The organism is Fictibacillus sp. 5RED26, from assembly GCF_015903895.1.
In the GTDB taxonomy this organism is placed as follows: Bacteria; Bacillota; Bacilli; order Bacillales; family Fictibacillaceae; genus Fictibacillus; species Fictibacillus phosphorivorans.
The window spans coordinates 50898-68136 of sequence record NZ_JACZDU010000004.1 but is presented as its reverse complement, the minus strand read 5'-3'; the positions used below and the strand labels follow the sequence as shown (position 1 = coordinate 68136).

14 protein-coding genes and 1 other annotated feature are annotated in these 17239 nt (G+C 39.7%); of the genes, 12 read left to right on the top strand and 2 right to left on the bottom strand.

Going from position 1 to position 17239, the window contains the following annotated elements:
• Window positions 1-21: 21 nt before the first annotated feature.
• Window positions 22-498 (bottom strand): LiaI-LiaF-like domain-containing protein, encoded by a 477-nt coding sequence (locus tag IHV10_RS15235; RefSeq protein WP_197131380.1) that lies wholly within the window; start codon window positions 496-498, stop codon window positions 22-24.
• 234 nt (window positions 499-732) lie between these two features.
• Between IHV10_RS15235 and hemA the strand changes: the two genes are divergently transcribed.
• The 9 genes from hemA (at window position 733) to ysxE (ending at window position 10683) form a co-directional block, all read left to right on the top strand.
• Window positions 733-2100: a glutamyl-tRNA reductase gene (hemA, locus tag IHV10_RS15230; protein WP_197131377.1), complete on the top strand. Its 1368-nt coding sequence runs from the start codon at window positions 733-735 to the stop codon at window positions 2098-2100.
• A 38-nt stretch (window positions 2101-2138) separates the two neighbouring features.
• Window positions 2139-2957 (top strand): cytochrome C assembly family protein, encoded by an 819-nt coding sequence (locus tag IHV10_RS15225; RefSeq protein WP_197131374.1) that lies wholly within the window; start codon window positions 2139-2141, stop codon window positions 2955-2957.
• A 19-nt stretch (window positions 2958-2976) separates the two neighbouring features.
• Window positions 2977-3909 (top strand): hydroxymethylbilane synthase, encoded by a 933-nt coding sequence (gene hemC, locus IHV10_RS15220; RefSeq protein ID WP_197131360.1) that lies wholly within the window; start codon window positions 2977-2979, stop codon window positions 3907-3909.
• Complete coding sequence (locus IHV10_RS15215) at window positions 3909-4661, top strand: uroporphyrinogen-III synthase (RefSeq protein WP_197131358.1); 753 nt, start codon at window positions 3909-3911, stop codon at window positions 4659-4661. The genes hemC and IHV10_RS15215 overlap by 1 nt, the downstream gene beginning before the upstream one ends.
• A 1-nt stretch (window position 4662) precedes the next feature.
• Window positions 4663-5634, top strand: a complete 972-nt coding sequence (hemB, locus tag IHV10_RS15210) for a porphobilinogen synthase (protein ID WP_197131356.1) — start codon at window positions 4663-4665, stop codon at window positions 5632-5634.
• Window positions 5635-5650: 16 nt separating this feature from the next.
• Window positions 5651-6937 (top strand): glutamate-1-semialdehyde 2,1-aminomutase, encoded by a 1287-nt coding sequence (hemL, locus tag IHV10_RS15205; protein WP_197131354.1) that lies wholly within the window; start codon window positions 5651-5653, stop codon window positions 6935-6937.
• A gap of 145 nt (window positions 6938-7082) precedes the next feature.
• A complete protein-coding gene (locus tag IHV10_RS15200) occupies window positions 7083-8681 on the top strand; it encodes a LysM peptidoglycan-binding domain-containing protein (RefSeq protein WP_197131352.1) in 1599 nt (532 codons plus the stop codon).
• A 14-nt stretch (window positions 8682-8695) separates the two neighbouring features.
• The gene (locus tag IHV10_RS15195) at window positions 8696-9613 is read left to right on the top strand and encodes a hypothetical protein (RefSeq protein ID WP_197131337.1); all 918 of its coding nucleotides are present in this window, start codon (window positions 8696-8698) and stop codon (window positions 9611-9613) included.
• Window positions 9610-10683, top strand: a complete 1074-nt coding sequence (gene ysxE / locus IHV10_RS15190) for a spore coat protein YsxE (protein WP_197131335.1) — start codon at window positions 9610-9612, stop codon at window positions 10681-10683. Before IHV10_RS15195 ends, ysxE begins: the two co-directional genes overlap by 4 nt.
• A 28-nt stretch (window positions 10684-10711) precedes the next feature.
• On the opposite strand, the gene IHV10_RS15185 is transcribed toward ysxE, so the two are convergent.
• Complete coding sequence (locus tag IHV10_RS15185; protein WP_066396554.1) at window positions 10712-10906, bottom strand: hypothetical protein; 195 nt, start codon at window positions 10904-10906, stop codon at window positions 10712-10714.
• Window positions 10907-11074: 168 nt separating this feature from the next.
• Window positions 11075-11297, top strand: a binding site (T-box leader).
• A gap of 47 nt (window positions 11298-11344) precedes the next feature.
• On the opposite strand from IHV10_RS15185, the gene IHV10_RS15180 reads away from it, so the two are divergent.
• From IHV10_RS15180 to IHV10_RS22825, 3 genes are all read left to right on the top strand, one after another.
• Window positions 11345-13993: a valine--tRNA ligase gene (locus IHV10_RS15180; RefSeq protein WP_197131333.1), complete on the top strand. Its 2649-nt coding sequence runs from the start codon at window positions 11345-11347 to the stop codon at window positions 13991-13993.
• 75 nt (window positions 13994-14068) lie between these two features.
• A complete protein-coding gene (locus IHV10_RS15175) occupies window positions 14069-15367 on the top strand; it encodes a bifunctional folylpolyglutamate synthase/dihydrofolate synthase (RefSeq protein ID WP_231619583.1) in 1299 nt (432 codons plus the stop codon).
• A 108-nt stretch (window positions 15368-15475) separates the two neighbouring features.
• Window positions 15476-17197, top strand: a complete 1722-nt coding sequence (locus IHV10_RS22825) for a GGDEF domain-containing protein (RefSeq protein ID WP_197131323.1) — start codon at window positions 15476-15478, stop codon at window positions 17195-17197.
• The last annotated feature ends 42 nt before the right edge of the window (window positions 17198-17239 follow it).

Below are 17239 nucleotides of genomic sequence, written 5' to 3'. Positions count from 1 at the left end.
AACATAGAGGGTTTTGTGTTTCTATTTCTTTTTAAAGAACATAAGATAAGCCCCGATGACCATTAAAATAATCGGCCAAAAATCTTCAGCTTTAACAAATATATTTTCTACAGAAGGGGTATTACTCTTAAAGAAGAGCAACCATAGAGCTAAAAGCGATAACAATAACCCGGGGATAAGCCCTTCTTTTGTTTTTCGATACTGAATCAGAAATGATACACCTGCTAGTAAAACGATAACAGGAAGTGGTTCAGGCCATGTCGCAACTTTTGTAGCAGCATGAAAATGTACGCCTAGCCCAGTCAAGAATACACCTGAGAACATACTTGAAGAATCTTTTCCGGATCCAGATTGGAAAAGAAGAGCTAACCCAATGATGATTAGTATACTTGGCCATGTGAGATACGGTTGTAGCAGTTCAATGTTCATTCTATTAGCAAAATAGAATAATCCAATTCCGAGTAAAATGATGCCGCTGAATGTGTTTCTTTGTTTCATAATGCCTCCATCTTAAACGTAAACCTTTGCTAAATTGGTCGATTTTTGTTATTTTTAATATTGGTGCTAAGTTTTAGTAATTATGGATATCCTAAAACTGCTATACACGCACCAAAAAGATAATAAATACATCATAGCATAAACGTTTAAATTCTGTTCACATTATTGGATATTCCGTATTTTGGGACATGTTATAATTAGTAAAGAACATACATAATTAAGGGAGGTGAGCGCATGCATATTTTAGTGGTTGGACTTAATTACAAAACGGCACCCGTAGAAATTCGGGAAAAAGTTTCTTTTCAGCCCGCTGAATTAACGGATGCGATCTCTACACTCCGAAAACAAAAAAGTATACTTGAATGTGTAATCGTTTCAACGTGCAACCGTACTGAGATCTATGCTGTTGCCGATCAGCTTCATACCGGAAGATACTACATCAAATCTTTTTTGGCGGACTGGTTTTCAATTGATAAAGAAGAACTTTCACCATTCTTGAGCATCAGAGACGGAGAAGCAGCTGTCGAGCATCTTTTTCGTGTAGCTGCTGGCTTGGATTCTATGGTGATCGGTGAAACACAAATCCTTGGTCAAGTAAGGGATGGGTTCTTAGAATCGCAAAAACTTGATGCAACAGGGACCATATTTAATAAACTTATGAAACAAGCGATCACATTTGCGAAGAGATGTCATTCAGAGACGGATATCGGTGAAAATGCGGTATCTGTTAGCTATGCAGCTGTCGAACTCGCTAAAAAAATCTTTGGTGGTTTGCAAAACAAAACTATCTTGATCGTTGGTGCGGGTAAGATGGGTGAGCTTACAGCGAAACATCTGCATGCGAGTGGAGGAAATGAAGTACTTGTTATTAACCGAACTTTTGAAAAGGCACAAGAGGTAGCTAAAAAGTTTCATGGTACAGCACATCCTTTTGAAGATCTTGAAAGTTTGCTCATTAAGGCAGATATCGTGATTTCTTCCACGGGTGCTAGTGAATTTGTCATTACAAAGAAAATGGCTGCACCAGCAGTTAAGAAACGCAAAGGTCTTCCATTGTTCATGGTAGATATTGCAGTACCTCGTGACCTAGATCCTGAGCTTCATGATTTAGACAGTGTTTTTCTGTATGATATCGATGACTTAGAAGGGATCGTAGAGTCTAATCTGGCTGAACGAATGAAAGAAGCGGAAAAGATTGAGATTATGATCGAAGCTGAAATTGTAGCTTTCCAATCTTGGATTTCAATGCTGGGTGTAGTACCGTTAATTTCTGCACTACGAGAAAAGGCATTAAACATTCAAGCTGAAACCATGCAAAGCATCGAGCGCAAGCTGCCGGATCTTACAGATCGGGAAAGAAAAATTTTAAGCAAACATACGAAGAGTATCGTGAATCAATTGCTTCGTGATCCTGTGACTAGAGCCAAAGAGATGGCTGGTGAACCAGGAGCTGAAGAACAGTTGCAATTATTTACCGAAATTTTCGGACTCGAAGATTATTTGGATAAACAGAAGCAGTTGGAAACAGCATTTGCTGCAAACGTCGAAGAGAAGTCTTCACTAACAGATGAAGTGGTTCCTTCGGCTGTAGTAAGAACTTAAGCTCTCGTTTCCCTCGAGCTCATGGAGTGTGAGCAAAAATGAATTGGATATATGATCTTACTATCGTTCTATATGCACTTAGCATCATAGGCTATTTTATAGATTTTCTTCAAAACAACCGGAAAGCGAACCGATTTGCTTTCTGGTTGCTTTCTATTGTCTGGGTACTTCAAACGGTCTTTTTTGTGTTAAGGATGCTGAAAGATCAACGGTTTCCAATATTAACACCCTCGGAAGGCCTGTTTTTTTATGCATGGATCCTCGTGACGTTCTCAGTTGTCATGAGCAGGTTTTTCCGTGTTGATTTTCTCGTGTTTTTTACGAACATTCTTGGTTTCTTGCTCGTCTCGATCCACTTGTTTGCCCCAACAGGACAGGCTAGTGCAGTGATTGAGAAGCAGCTGATCTCAGAATTATTAATCATTCATATAACGATGGCTTTTATCTCTTATGGAGCATTCTCACTCTCCTTCATATTCTCGTTCATGTACCTGCTACAGCATGGCATGTTGAAGCGAAAGAAATGGAGCAAAAGGCTGCAGCGTTTTGGGAGTCTATCATACTTAGAGAAACTTTCTTTTCGATTGAATACGATCGGAGTTCCGCTGCTCTTGCTTAGTCTAATATTGGGAGTCGTATGGGCATTCTGGAAAATAAGTGACTTTACACTTCTTGATGCCAAAGTCATCTCGTCATTTATTGTCCTTTTGGTTTACAGTACTTACCTCTATCAAAAGGTTGGAAGAGGTGTGCAAGGTAAAACGTTAGCGCTTTGGAACGCTGCTGCCTTCCTAGTCGTTTTGATCAACTACTTTTTAGCGTCGACTTTCACTGAATTTCACCTTTGGTATAAGTAAAGAATAGGAGATTCATATCATGAGAAAAATTATAGTAGGTTCAAGAAGAAGTAAATTAGCGATCACACAAACAAATTGGGTGATTGATCAATTAAAAAAATCAGGAATGCCTTTTGAATTTGAAGTAAAAGAGATCGTAACAAAAGGGGATATCATTCTTGATGTTACGCTCTCAAAAGTAGGCGGAAAAGGTTTATTCGTCAAAGAAATCGAACAAGCGATGTTAGATAAAGAGATTGATATTGCCGTTCACAGCATGAAAGATATGCCTTCTGAACTTCCTGAGGGGCTCGAGATCGGATGTACTCCTAAACGTGTTGATCCGAGAGATGCTCTAATATCTGAAAAGTATTCGTCGTTAAGAGAGCTCCCTGCAGGTGCAATAGTTGGGACAAGCTCACTAAGAAGAGCTGCACAGGTTTTAAACAGACGTCCAGATCTAACGATTAAATCTATTCGAGGTAATATCGATACTCGTCTTAACAAATTAAAGTCCGGTGAGTTCGATGCGATCATCCTAGCAGCTGCAGGACTTGAAAGAATGGGTTGGTCTACAGATGTTGTAACCGAATACTTGGACATTGACCTGTGTCTCCCTGCTGTAGGACAAGGCTCATTAGCTATTGAGTGCAGAAGTGAAGATCTTGAAGTAAAAGAATTATTAGCTACACTGAACGATGCTTATACGTTTGACACAGTTTTAGCAGAACGCTCTTTCCTGAACACGTTAGAAGGCGGCTGCCAAGTTCCAATCGCGGCATTTGCTACGATGGATGAGAATCAAGAAGTTTCTTTAACGGGTCTTGTTGCAGATCCTGAAGGAAAAACGGTGTTAAAAGAAATGAAATCAGGCAAGGACCCGCACCGTGTGGGTGTAGAGTTAGCCGAAGAATTAAAGGTATTAGGTGCGAAAACAATATTAGATGCAGTGAAAAAGGATTTAAATACGTAATGAATACTTCTATAGGACCATTAGCAGGTAAGCGAATACTTGTTACACGGCCGAAAGAGCAGGCAGAGCCATTAATCTCACTTATTCAAGAGAACGCTGGCGTCCCTCTTTCTTTTCCTATTGTATCTATTAATGGTGTAAGAAACGATGATTCACAGTCTACGTTGAAAAATCTGTCGTCTTTTCAATGGATTGTTTTTACGAGCAAAAATGGAGTAGACTACTTTTTTCAATTGATTCATGATTATAACGTTTCACTAAATAGTGTTAAGTTTGCAGCAGTTGGTGAAAAAACAGCTGAATCATTAAGAGACAGAGGAATCACGACTATTCTTGTGCCTGAACATTATCATGCAGAAAGCTTAGTGAAGACGTTAAAAAACCACGTCTTAGCTCATGAAAGAGTTCTATTTCCAAAAGGAAATCTAGCTCCATCTTTTATTAAAGAAGAGTTGAAAGAAACAGCATTTGTTGAAGAATTAGTTGTTTACAAAACTGAATCAGAAGACCATTTAGATTGGTCGCTCGTGTATCAAGCTGATTGCCTGTTTTTTATGAGCCCTTCTGCCGTAACCTTCTTAAGTAAAGGGTTAAACACAGAGGAAGTCTATAAGAAGCCTGTGATCTGTGTTGGGCCGACAACGAAAAGTGCTGCAGAAAAATGCGGGTTTCATCAAGTATTAATGCCCAAACAATTTACCGCAGAAGATATGGTGAACTGTGCCATCTCTTATTTTCAAGGAGGAAGTTAATATGAATTTTCAGCGTCATCGCCGTTTAAGAAAATCAGCATCCATGCGTTCACTAGTGCGTGAAACGCATCTTCATGTCTCTGACTTTATCTATCCATTGTTCTTTGTTGAAGGAGAGAACGTCAAAAAAGAAGTCCCTTCCATGCCAGGTGTGTATCATCTATCATTGGACCTTCTTCAAGAAGAGGTAAAAGAAATTGAAAGTCTTGGTATTCAGTCTATTATCGTTTTTGGAGTACCTGCTGAAAAAGACGAATGCGGAAGCTCAGCTTATGATCATAATGGAATTGTACAGAAAGCAATCTCACAAATTAAAGAAGTTGCCCCATCACTTACTGTGATAGCAGACACATGTTTATGCCAATTTACAGATCATGGACACTGCGGTGTGATTGAGAATGGTGAAGTATTGAATGATGAAACCTTGACGCTTCTTGCAAAAACAGCTGTCTCACAGGCGAAAGCCGGAGCAGATATCATCGCACCTTCAAACATGATGGATGGTTTTGTTGCTGCGATCAGACAAGGGCTTGATGAAGCAGGTTTCTATGATGTACCGATCATGTCTTACGCAGTTAAATATGCATCATCCTTTTATGGTCCGTTCCGTGATGCAGCTCATAGCACACCACAATTCGGTGATAGAAAAACGTATCAGATGGATCCGGCGAACCGACTTGAAGCTCTCAGAGAGGCAGAATCAGATGTCGCTGAAGGCGCTGACTTCTTAATGGTAAAACCAGCTCTTTCTTACCTAGATATTCTAAGAGAGTTAAAAGACAGGTACCCTCTTCCACTAGTGGCTTACAACGTGAGTGGAGAATATTCCATGATTAAAGCAGCTGCTATGAACGGATGGGTAGATGAGAAAAGCATCGTACTTGAGAAACTGATCTCTATGAAACGAGCAGGAGCAGACTTAATTATTACGTATTTTGCCAAAGATGCTGCAAGATGGCTGAATGAAAAATAAGGAAAGAGGTGTTGGTATGAGAAGCTTTGAAAAATCGATAGCTGCCTTTCAAGAAGCGAAAAAAGTTATGCCTGGAGGCGTTAACAGTCCTGTACGTGCATTTAAATCTGTAAAAATGGATCCTGTATTTATGGAACGTGGAAAAGGGTCAAAGATTTATGATATCGATGGTAACGAATATATCGATTATGTATTGTCATGGGGACCCTTAATTCTTGGACATGCTGACGATCAAGTAGTGGAGGCACTTAAGCAAACTGCTGAGCTCGGAACAAGTTTTGGTGCTCCGAATGAAATGGAAACGAAGCTTGCAAAGCTTGTAATCGATCGTGTTCCATCGATCGAAGTTGTACGTATGGTTAACTCAGGTACAGAAGCTACGATGAGTGCACTTCGTTTAGCGCGAGGATACACAGGACGAAGTAAGATCGTTAAATTTGAAGGCTGCTACCACGGACACGGTGACTCCTTATTGATCAAAGCAGGCTCTGGTGTAGCAACACTTGGACTGCCAGATTCTCCTGGAGTTCCAGAAGGTATCGCACAGAACACGATCACTGTTCCATACAATGACCTTGAGAGTTTGCAAGTTGCATTTAATCAATTTGGAGAAGATATTGCTTGTGTGATTGTAGAACCAGTCGCAGGTAACATGGGTGTAGTCCCTCCACAAAAAGGATTTTTAGAAGGCATTCGTAAAATAACTGAACAACACGGCTCTTTATTAATCTTTGACGAAGTAATGACAGGCTTCCGAGTGGATTATGAATGTGCACAAGGTTATTTTGGAGTAACACCAGACCTAACATGTCTAGGTAAAGTAATTGGTGGGGGTCTACCTGTTGGAGCCTATGGTGGAAAACGAGAGATCATGGAACAAATCGCGCCGAGCGGGCCGATCTATCAAGCAGGAACGTTATCAGGAAATCCTCTTGCGATGGCTGCCGGGTATGCTACCCTTTCTCAACTTACGAAAGAAAGTTACACATATTTCCAAAAACTAGGAGATCGACTAGCTTCCGGAATTTCTGAAGCCGCTGAACATTATGGTGTGGCACATACGATCAACCGTGCAGGCAGCATGATCGGCTTTTTCTTCACGAATCAAGATGTGATTAACTACGACACTGCTAAGCAATCCAATTTGGATCACTTTAACGCTTGCTTCAAAACGATGCTACAAGAAGGTATCTCGCTGCCTCCTTCACAATTTGAAGGATTATTCTTATCTACTGCTCATACAGAAGAAGATATTGATAAAACAGTTGCAGCGTTCAGAAAGGCTTTTTCACAATTAAAATAGTCATTTTTTGTAGCGTCCGCTAACTTCAGCGGACGCTATTTTTGTTTTTTAAGAAAGCTGTTACCTAATAAAAATCATATTTCGTCCTGTTCCCTCATACACCTATATTGTATAACTATATGCAACCTGAAAGGAGGAGAAGGGCATGAGTCAATCGAAGCTGCGTTTCTCCATTGAGGAGTCTGTTTGGCTAAAGAAGGGACAGGAAGTAGCTGAAGTTTTGTCGATGTCACTAGATCCTGAGATTCGTATTACAGAGGAAGCCGGACAGGTTTATATCAAGGGAGCCCTAATTTTAAATGGCAGATACCGGTCAGAGAAACAAGAACAGACTGAGGGAGTATCAGATCATAATACGCTCTCTGAGAGTATGTCTTACCGCTCTCTTACACAACTGAACGTTGCAGAAGATGGGATGACAGATCTTGTGCATCGTTTTCCAGTCGATATTACCATCCCATCTTATCGTGTAGAGGATTCTAATGAGGTAAAAGTGGAAGTCGAATCGTTTGAATATGAACTTCCGAACTCTACATGCTTTGAACTTTCGGCATCGATCTGTATTTACGGGATTAAAGATGAGAAACAGCGTCAGGAAAGTCAATCATACGATCTTCCGAAAGAAGCGGTTAGAACGAGTGCCGCAGAAGAAAGGTCTGTACAAAAAGAAGAAAAACAAGATATTTTTACTCCTTTTCAGTTTGAAGCACGTCAAAGTGGCGGAGTACCTTCACAATCTTCACACCTTAATGAATTTGCAGCTAGGTTTGATGAGAACGAAGCTGACGTTCGTGCTGAAAAGACAACACCGTTTGAATTTAAACCGCATTTTGAAGCACAAGATGATCGGACGATGGAAGCTACATTCGATTCGTTAAAAGCTATTGCGTTCTCGATGAACGATACAAGAAACAATGATGCTGCATCTATGGATGAACTGGCGGATTCTGATGAAGAGAATTCACAGCTTTATGGAGAGGTAGAGGAGATGGAAGAAAATAATAACTCAGATGCCTATGATCACGTAGAAGGTGACTATGAGAGCTATGATGCTTCATATCAAGAAGATGAAGCTAGCACCCAAACAAACCATCCTCAATATGAGCAATCTTACCAACAAGATGCGAATAGACCTTATTCATACAACCCATATCAGCAGCAGGAAGAATATCAGCAACAAGCTTCGTACCAAAATCAAGGTGGGTATCAGCAGCAGGAAGATGCTTACCAGCAAGAAGAAACAAATCAACAACATGATGCTTACCAGCAGCAAGAAACGTATCAACAGTATGATGCTTATCAACAGCAATCCAATCAATACGGAAATTATCAATATCAGCAGAATGCTTCACAGCGTCCTTCATACGAGTATGGTGAACAATCTTATGAAGCTGAACAAGAATACGAGAATGCAAGTTACAACGGAGCAGAAGAACAGGAAGCAGCTTATGAATCCTACGATACGAGTTACGATGAATATGAGTCAGAAGCAGAGTCTATGGAAATGCATAAAGAACGTGAAGAGCCTAGAGACGAGAACGCTCTTTATTTAACGAAGATGCTTTCTGCTAAAGAAGACCGTTTTTCTAAAATGAAAATGTACATTCTTCAGCGTGGAGATTCACTAGAACACATTTGTGAGAGATATGATATTTCATTGAACACTCTCATGCGTATGAACCAACTGCAGCAAGGGGAAGTAACCGAAGGACAGATCATATATATCCCAGTAAGTTCACGTTAGGTCGAGGTGCTATTATGGAGCTGATCAACGCCTTAGAAAAGGAATATGAACTTTATGGGATGCGATGGAAAGAGAAACCTCATATCATCCTGACTGATTATGGAGAGAAGCGTATCCGTTATTGGAGTGAGAGCGAGAGTATGAGATGGCACATAAGTTGGCGCGATGAGTCCTCTAAGGGCTCAGGCGCTGTGCCAGATCGTATGATTCGTACTAAATCGGGTGAACCTGCCATAAAATATGGAAACAGGTGGCTCACTGTTCATGATCATACAGAAACATTGTATGGATGTGAAGATTTTGAACGTTGGGGGCAGTTCATCGGCACATTACTAAATGCGGCAGTGTCTGTGAAAAATCAAGAGGTGTTCATGAAACAAATCGAACCTCCTGTCTTTGATTTGAATCATTGTATGACGCTTGCTCAAAAGTATTTAGAAGCTAACTTTCAATGTATGGTTACGAGTATAAAAGAGAGTAAGCAAAGATTGGAATTTTCTCGTGCTATAAAAAATAGAATGAGAAATCATGCATTACCTGTTCTTGATAAAGAGCTAAGCGTAAAAAATGGGAAGAAAATCTTTCACTTCTTATTTTATCAGGGTGGTGAATCTTTACCAGTAAAGGGGTATCTGCCACTTCGTAAGTTTATGGTAGAGTGGCTGGAACAAACCTCACCTTCTTCTTTAAAACGGCTGTTAACGGAGGTGAATAAGCATTTTTCTTTGGAACAAGAGCATGGGTTGTTACTTTTAGCTGAGGTCGTTATGCCTTGGGAACTGTATGATTGCTTAGATCAATTAGATAACAGCTCCTTAGAAAGAATGATAGATGGCTTGAAAAGATATGAAGATTGCTGGGAAAAAAATCGAACATTGGTCAAAACAGTAACCGAATGGTTTGATGAAAAAAGAAGGAAGGTGGCCCTATGACAACGGAAAAAGATACATTAAATTACGGGCCCGTCCTTTTTCATTATGATCTATTTCCCGAGAAGTTAGAGCAGCATGGGAGAGTTAAGAAGGTCATAACGAAAAGGGGTACATTTGCACTGAAAGAAGCAGAGATGTCAGAGGATGAAAGAAGCTGGTTTACGCATGTGATCCAACGTCTTTCTGAGATAGGTTTTCATCAGGTCGTTCCTCTGTATCCTACAAAGTTTGGTGATTATACGGTTCAATTAGGATCAAGAACGTATTATTTAATGCCATGGTTTGCGTCTGATGAAAGAAATGAGAGAGCGAAAGATGAAGTTCTTATCGATCACTTAGGAAAGATTCATGCGTTAACACTGAAGGAGCAAGACTTTTCAAATGAAGTGGTAGAACATTCGTATCAGTATCTCATGAACAGATGGGAAAATCGGCAATATGAAATGGAGAGATTTACGGAAGAAGCAGAACAGAAAACGTATATGTCTCCCTTTGAACTAACATACCTTAGTCACTTTCATCAGATCATGAGAATGACAGAAGAAGCGAAAAGAAGATTGAAAGAATGGTATGAAACGTGTCAAAGAGAAAAACGCTACCGGAGCGTACTTTGTCACGGTAAGGTTTCAAGGAATCACTTGATCTTTAACCCAACAGGTGAAGGCCATCTACTCAATTTTGAAAAGGCCGTTCTGGATACACCAATCAGAGACTTAGCCGTTTATTTTAGAAGAGCAGCTCATCAAAAGGAATGGTCTGCAGAAGAAGGAAAATCATTATTAGACCTTTATGAAAAACACGTACCTTTGCTAAACGAAGAAAGAGGATTATTAATTAGTTATTTATCTTATCCTGAACCTGTTTTTAATGCAGTGGATCTTTATTGCATGAAACGGAACGATTATTCTCAAATTGAAATGGTGCATAGGCTTGAGAGCAGAATAAGAGCCATGAAAAAAATCCGGGATTTCTGTGATGCGATTATGATGGCTCCCCCACCTGCACCTTTAGAGCAAACAGATTCTATTCCAACAAAAATTCACATAAATGATGAAGGAGATCACATATAACGACTATATGTGATCTTTTTTTGTTTTTTTAAAGTACATCATAAGCGAAACACACATGGAGGATCACTAAGGTTAAAAGGATGATAAAATCAACAGCAGATGGAAATAGTATCGTCCTTAAAAGCTGAAAGACAATAAGTGGCGCAGTCAATTGTCCGATTGTTTGTTTGAGTGTGACAAACCACCCAGGAAAACGTGTTTTTCGAAAATACTTTCTAGACAAAAGAAGCCCTCCATTCGCCCATTTTTTATAATTTATGCAACAATATAATTAATGTGAAAGACAGGCTTTCACCAAAGGGCGATCAAAGGCATAGAATAACTTTTATAAGTTACGGTAATACTATTGACTAAAAACAGATAAGTTGTATAAAATATACTCAGATTCTATATTGTCGCGTAGACAGGGAATAGTACAACATAACACCTTTTAGAGAGAGGATTCATCTGCTGAAAGAATCCTTAAGGAATGTTAGTTGGAAGTCGCCCTTGAGCATCTTCTCTGAAACTCGAAGTAGGAGAAGACGGTCCATCCGTTATTCATGAGTGTACAGCAAGTTTATTTAGACTTGCCGTAAATAAAGGTGGTACCGCGGAGTCCTTTCGTCCTTTTTGACGAAAGGGCTTTTTTGTTTTTTTAGAAATAAAGGAGGAGAATAGAATGACGAACGAACAGAAAGAACTGACGATGCCAACGAAATATGATCCGAAGGCAACTGAAGAAAATCGTTATGATTTTTGGTTGAAAGGTAAATTTTTTGAAGCAAAGAGCGAAGAGGGTAAACAGCCGTATACGATCGTAATCCCACCTCCTAACGTTACAGGGAAACTACACCTCGGGCATGCATGGGACACAACGCTTCAAGACATCTTAACACGTACAAAACGTATGCAAGGATACGATGTTCTATGGCTGCCTGGGATGGATCATGCTGGTATTGCAACCCAAGCAAAAGTAGAAGGAAAGCTTCGTGAAGAGGGGATTTCTCGATACGATTTAGGCCGTGAAAAGTTTTTAGAGAAGTCGTGGGAATGGAAAGAAGAGTATGCAGAGTTTATTCGTAATCAATGGGCAAAATTAGGGCTCGGCCTAGATTATTCCCGTGAACGCTTTACATTAGATGAGGGTTTGTCTGATGCAGTTAAAGAAGTTTTTGTTACCCTTTATGAAAAAGGCTTGATCTACCGTGGTGAATATATCATTAACTGGGATCCAAAGACGAAAACAGCTCTTTCTGATATTGAAGTTATCCACCAAGATGTTCAAGGTGCGTTCTATCATATGAAGTATCCACTAGCTGATGGATCTGGACACATCGAAGTAGCAACTACTCGCCCTGAGACGATGCTTGGTGATACAGCAATCGCTGTTCATCCGAAAGATGAACGTTATCAACACCTAATCGGCAAAAAAGCTATCCTCCCAATCGTTGGACGTGAGATCGAGATTGTTGGAGATGATTATGTTGATATGGAATTTGGTTCAGGAGCTGTAAAAATCACACCTGCTCATGATCCAAATGACTTTGAGATCGGGAACAGACACAACCTTGAGCGTATCCTTGTAATGGATGAAGGCGGTCAGATGAATGACAATGCTGGTGCTTACCAAGGACTCGACCGATTTGAGTGTCGAAAGCAGATCGTTAAAGATCTTCAAGAGCAAGGTGTATTGTTCAAGATTGAAGAGCATATTCATTCTGTTGGACACTCTGAGCGAAGTGGAGCGGTTGTTGAACCATATCTTTCAACACAATGGTTTGTTAAGATGCAGCCTTTAGCAGACGAAGCGATCAAGCTTCAAAAAGGTGAAGATAAAATAAACTTTGTTCCTGATCGCTTCGAGAATACGTATATGCGTTGGATAGAAAACATTCGTGACTGGTGTATCTCCCGCCAACTTTGGTGGGGTCATCGAATCCCTGCATGGTTCCATAAAGAAACAGGGGAAATTTATGTAGGTAAGACAGAACCGAAAGATCCGGAAAACTGGGAGCAGGATACAGATGTTCTTGACACATGGTTCTCATCTGCTCTTTGGCCGTTCTCAACGATGGGATGGCCAGACGAAGAAGCTGCTGATTACAAGCGTTACTTCCCAGGAAATGTACTCGTAACAGGTTACGATATCATTACGTTCTGGGTTTCAAGAATGGTCTTCCAATCGATTGAATTTACGGAACAAAAGCCGTTTAACGATGTGCTGATTCACGGGCTCGTACGTGACTCCGAAGGAAGAAAGATGAGTAAATCACTCGGTAACGGTGTTGACCCGATGGATGTGATCGAGAAGTATGGCGCTGATGCTTTGCGTTTCTTCTTATCAACAGGAAGTTCACCAGGAAACGACCTTCGTTTTTATTGGGAAAAAGTAGAGTCTACTTGGAACTTTGCTAACAAGATCTGGAACGCATCTCGTTTTGCATTGATGAATATGGATGGTATGCAATACGACGAGATTGATCTAAGTGGAAAGAAATCACTAGCTGATCAATGGATTTTAACGCGATTGAATGAAACGGCAGAAGATATCACACGTTTGATCGATGCATACGAATTTGGAGAAGTGGGACGCCTGCTTTATAACTTTATCTGGGATGATCTTTGTGACTGGTATATCGAAATGGCAAAACTTCCACTCTATGGGGAAGATGAAGAAGCGAAGAAAACGACTCGTTCTGTTCTAGCACATGTGTTAGACCAAACGCTAAGATTGCTTCATCCTTTCATGCCATTTATTACAGAAGAAATCTGGCAGCACTTGCCTCATAAAGGTGAATCGATCACTATTGCTTCTTGGCCAGAAAAGCGTGAAGATCTTCATTTCCCTGAAGCAGCAAAAGAATTTGCGCTGATTACAGAAGTGATCCGTTCAGTTCGTAACATCCGTTCTGAAATGAACGTTGCTCCGAGTAAGCCAGTTGAACTACAGATTAAACCAAAGAATAAAGAGATCCTTTCAGCACTCGAATCAAATCGTCATTATTTAGTGCGTTTCTGTAACCCAGGCGAACTTATCATCTCAGATGAGATCTCAGCACCTGAGAAGAGCATGAGCACGATTTTAACAGGTTTAGAAATGTACCTTCCACTTGAAGGGTTGTTAAATATCGATGAAGAAATTAAGAGACTTGAAAAAGAAGCTGAGAAATACGCGAAAGAAGTAGAGCGCGTACAGAAAAAATTAAGCAATGAAGGCTTTATGAAGAAAGCACCTGAAAAGGTTATAGAAGAAGAGCGTGCAAAAGAAGCGGATTATCAAGAGAAATATGATAACGTATTAGCGCGTATTAAAGAACTTCAAAGCTAACACATCATCTATATGAGGCGAATCCTTATTTCAGCAGGGATTCGCCTTCTTTATGGTTAGAAAGGCGGAATTAACTTGAATTCTTACAAGGAAGCACTAGAGTGGATTCATAGCTTATTGAAATTTGGTATAAAACCCGGTATGAAACGAGTGGAATGGCTCTTAGAACGAACAGGCAACCCCGAAAAGAAGATAACGTGTATACATATTGCAGGCACGAATGGTAAGGGGTCAACTGTAGAATATATAAGAAGCATCATGAATAAAGCGGGTTATTCTGTAGGTACGTTCACATCTCCTTATCTCATTTCTTTCAATGAGAGGGTATCATTGAACAGGGTACCTATTGCAGACGAAGAACTGCTTCATTATGCAAGAATCGTAAAGCCTCTTGTTGAAGAAGTTTCTTTAACCAATCTAGGAAGTCCTACCGAGTTTGAAGTGATCACCGTAATCTCACTTCTTTACTTCGCTGATAAACAGCCTGATATTGTTGTATATGAAACAGGGCTTGGGGGTCTTTACGATTCTACTAACGTAATAACACCGATCTTAAGCCTCATTACAAACATAGGCTTTGATCATATGGGCATACTCGGTGAAACGCTAAAAGAGATTGCCTTTCAAAAGGCTGGGATCATCAAGCGTGGTGTACCTATCATTACAACAGCAGATCAATCTGAAGCACGTGAAGTGATCGATCGTAAAGCGAAGGAAATGAATGCAGAGAACTATTATCTTGATCGTGATTTTTCTGTTGTACACGTAGAAAGTACAAATAGTGGTGAAAGATTTCTCTATACAGATTCTGAAGTTCATAGAGGTATAGAACTTGAGATTTCTATGATGGGAACGCACCAAATTAAAAATGCTGGATTAGCAGTGGCAGCTGTTAAGCATTTAACAAGGTCTGGCAAGTTTAATATTTCGCTCTCTACGTTAATGGATGGACTTCGCGAAGCAATTTGGGCTGGAAGATTTGAAAAAGTATCACATTCACCCGATATAATAATTGATGGGGCTCATAACCAACAAGGTGTTGCAGCACTTAAACAAACACTGATCAATCATTATGGATCTAAGCGAATCTTTCTTTTGTTTGCGGCTTTGGAAGATAAGGCGTATGCAACGATGATGCAAGACTTGGTAAGTGTCGTGTACGAAGCGTGTTTTACATCCTTTGATTTTCCAAGAGCAGCATCTGCGGAACAATTGTTGGCAGAAAGCCCTCTGGAAAATTCATATAGCATCTCTTCTTGGAGAGAGGCATTGCAACATGTAAAAGACCAATTAGAGGAAGATGATATTCTCATAATTACTGGATCGCTCTACTTTATTTCAGAAATTAGAAAAACATTTACAAATTTGGAATAACATTTATTGTAATTTTTAGAACTTTTGATAAAATAAAAGATAATGAATTTGTCCTAGTAAAAAAGTTGTGTATTTTAAACATTCCTTATTTGGAAGGGGGACAAGGTGGTGGCGACTCGTATGGTAAATAGAAAAAAACGTATGATTCTTATAGCGGCATGGATTTTCTTTTTCCCACTCGCTATTTGGACGGCTGTTCAGATGACGAGTAACCAGCCTGATATCAATGTAATCGACCTTGGTATTATAAGCTTTTTAGCGATCGTTGTTTCTTGTTTCCCGATCAAAGTGATGAATACGAACATCTCCTTCATGTCTGGAATCAACCTAGCCGTATTTCTTTATTATGGGCTGACTGTTGCGTTATATATGACGCTATTATCTGTTTTAGCCATGTTTATCTCTCTAAAGGTTCATGTCATAAAAGAGTATTATAGATATATGGCGAACAGCCTTATGTTTACATGGCTAATTATCTGTGAGAGCTCGGTATTTCATCTCTTTGGAGGTGAAGTGGGACCGTTTGCAGTTGATGAATCTATTAATTTGATTCCTGTAGTCGCATATGTTTTAACGGGGTTGGTTTTAAATCATGTTGGTCTTTACTTTATCGTAAAAGTACTATACGAAGAAGACGTTGCTTTTTTTGAGCGTGATGCTGTATGGGACCTCGTTTCGGAGGTTCTAGCTATTCCTGTTGGCCTCATGCTATTTGTTCTATACTCTCAGCTAGGGCGTCCTGGAATCTTTTATGTTGGCCTACCATTTCTTTCATTATCTATCATTATTAATCTCTATCATGTTAGTCAACAGATTAACGATGCTCTTCAAAAAGCGAGTGAGATCGGCCAGCAGCTTTCTGAACATTTAAAGGTAAATCACATATTGGATGTTTTTATAGAAAGACTGATCGGTTTTATGAATGTTGATTTTGCGTTTATATATGATGCGGATGCGGGAGAAAATCTTAAGATCATACGCCAATATGAAAGTGAAGAAGGCATACTCACCACAGTACCTATCAAAAAACATGAAGCTATTAGTGGTAGAGTATGGTCGACAGGAAAAAGTATACGTTATAGCAAATTGAAGCCATGGCGTAAGATATCGAACGTTTTCTTTCAAGGAAAAGCACAGTCTGTACTCTCGGTGCCTATGATCAGAAATCAAAAAATCGTAGGTATCATTACCTTTGCATCTAAAGAAAAACACGCTTTTCAGAAGCATCACCTCATCATCCTTGAAATCTTAGCAAACTACTTGGCAGTAGCGATCGATAATGCAAGAAACTACGAATCCACAAAGTTAAAAAGTGAACAATGTCCTTTAACAGGTTTATATAATTATCGATATTTTGAGAGCATTCTTACCGAAATGTACCAAAATTATGAGTATTTTAGGAAGCAGTTCTCAATCATCTTATTAGATATTGATCACTTCAAAAAAGTAAATGATACATACGGTCATCAAAGTGGAAATGAAGTATTGATCCTCTTAGCTAGAAGACTAGAAGAGTTTATTGGTGATCGAGGAACAGTTGCCAGGTATGGTGGAGAGGAGTTTATTATCTTGCTACCTGAATCAGGGGATAGAGCGGGTATCCAATTAGCTGAACAGCTTCGTTCTGTAATTTCTGATCAAGGATTTGATATACATAATGACCTCACCGACCAATGCAGACATACGATCTACATAACTGCAAGTATCGGGGTTGCAACTGCTCCTCATCAAGGAGAAGATGCACTTACATTAGTACGAAACGCAGATCGTGCCATGTATACAGGTGCAAAACAACAAGGAAGAAATAAAGTCGCCGCTTATATCGGATAAAAATCTAGGCAGTTTCACGCCTGGATTTTTTTTGTGTTCCTA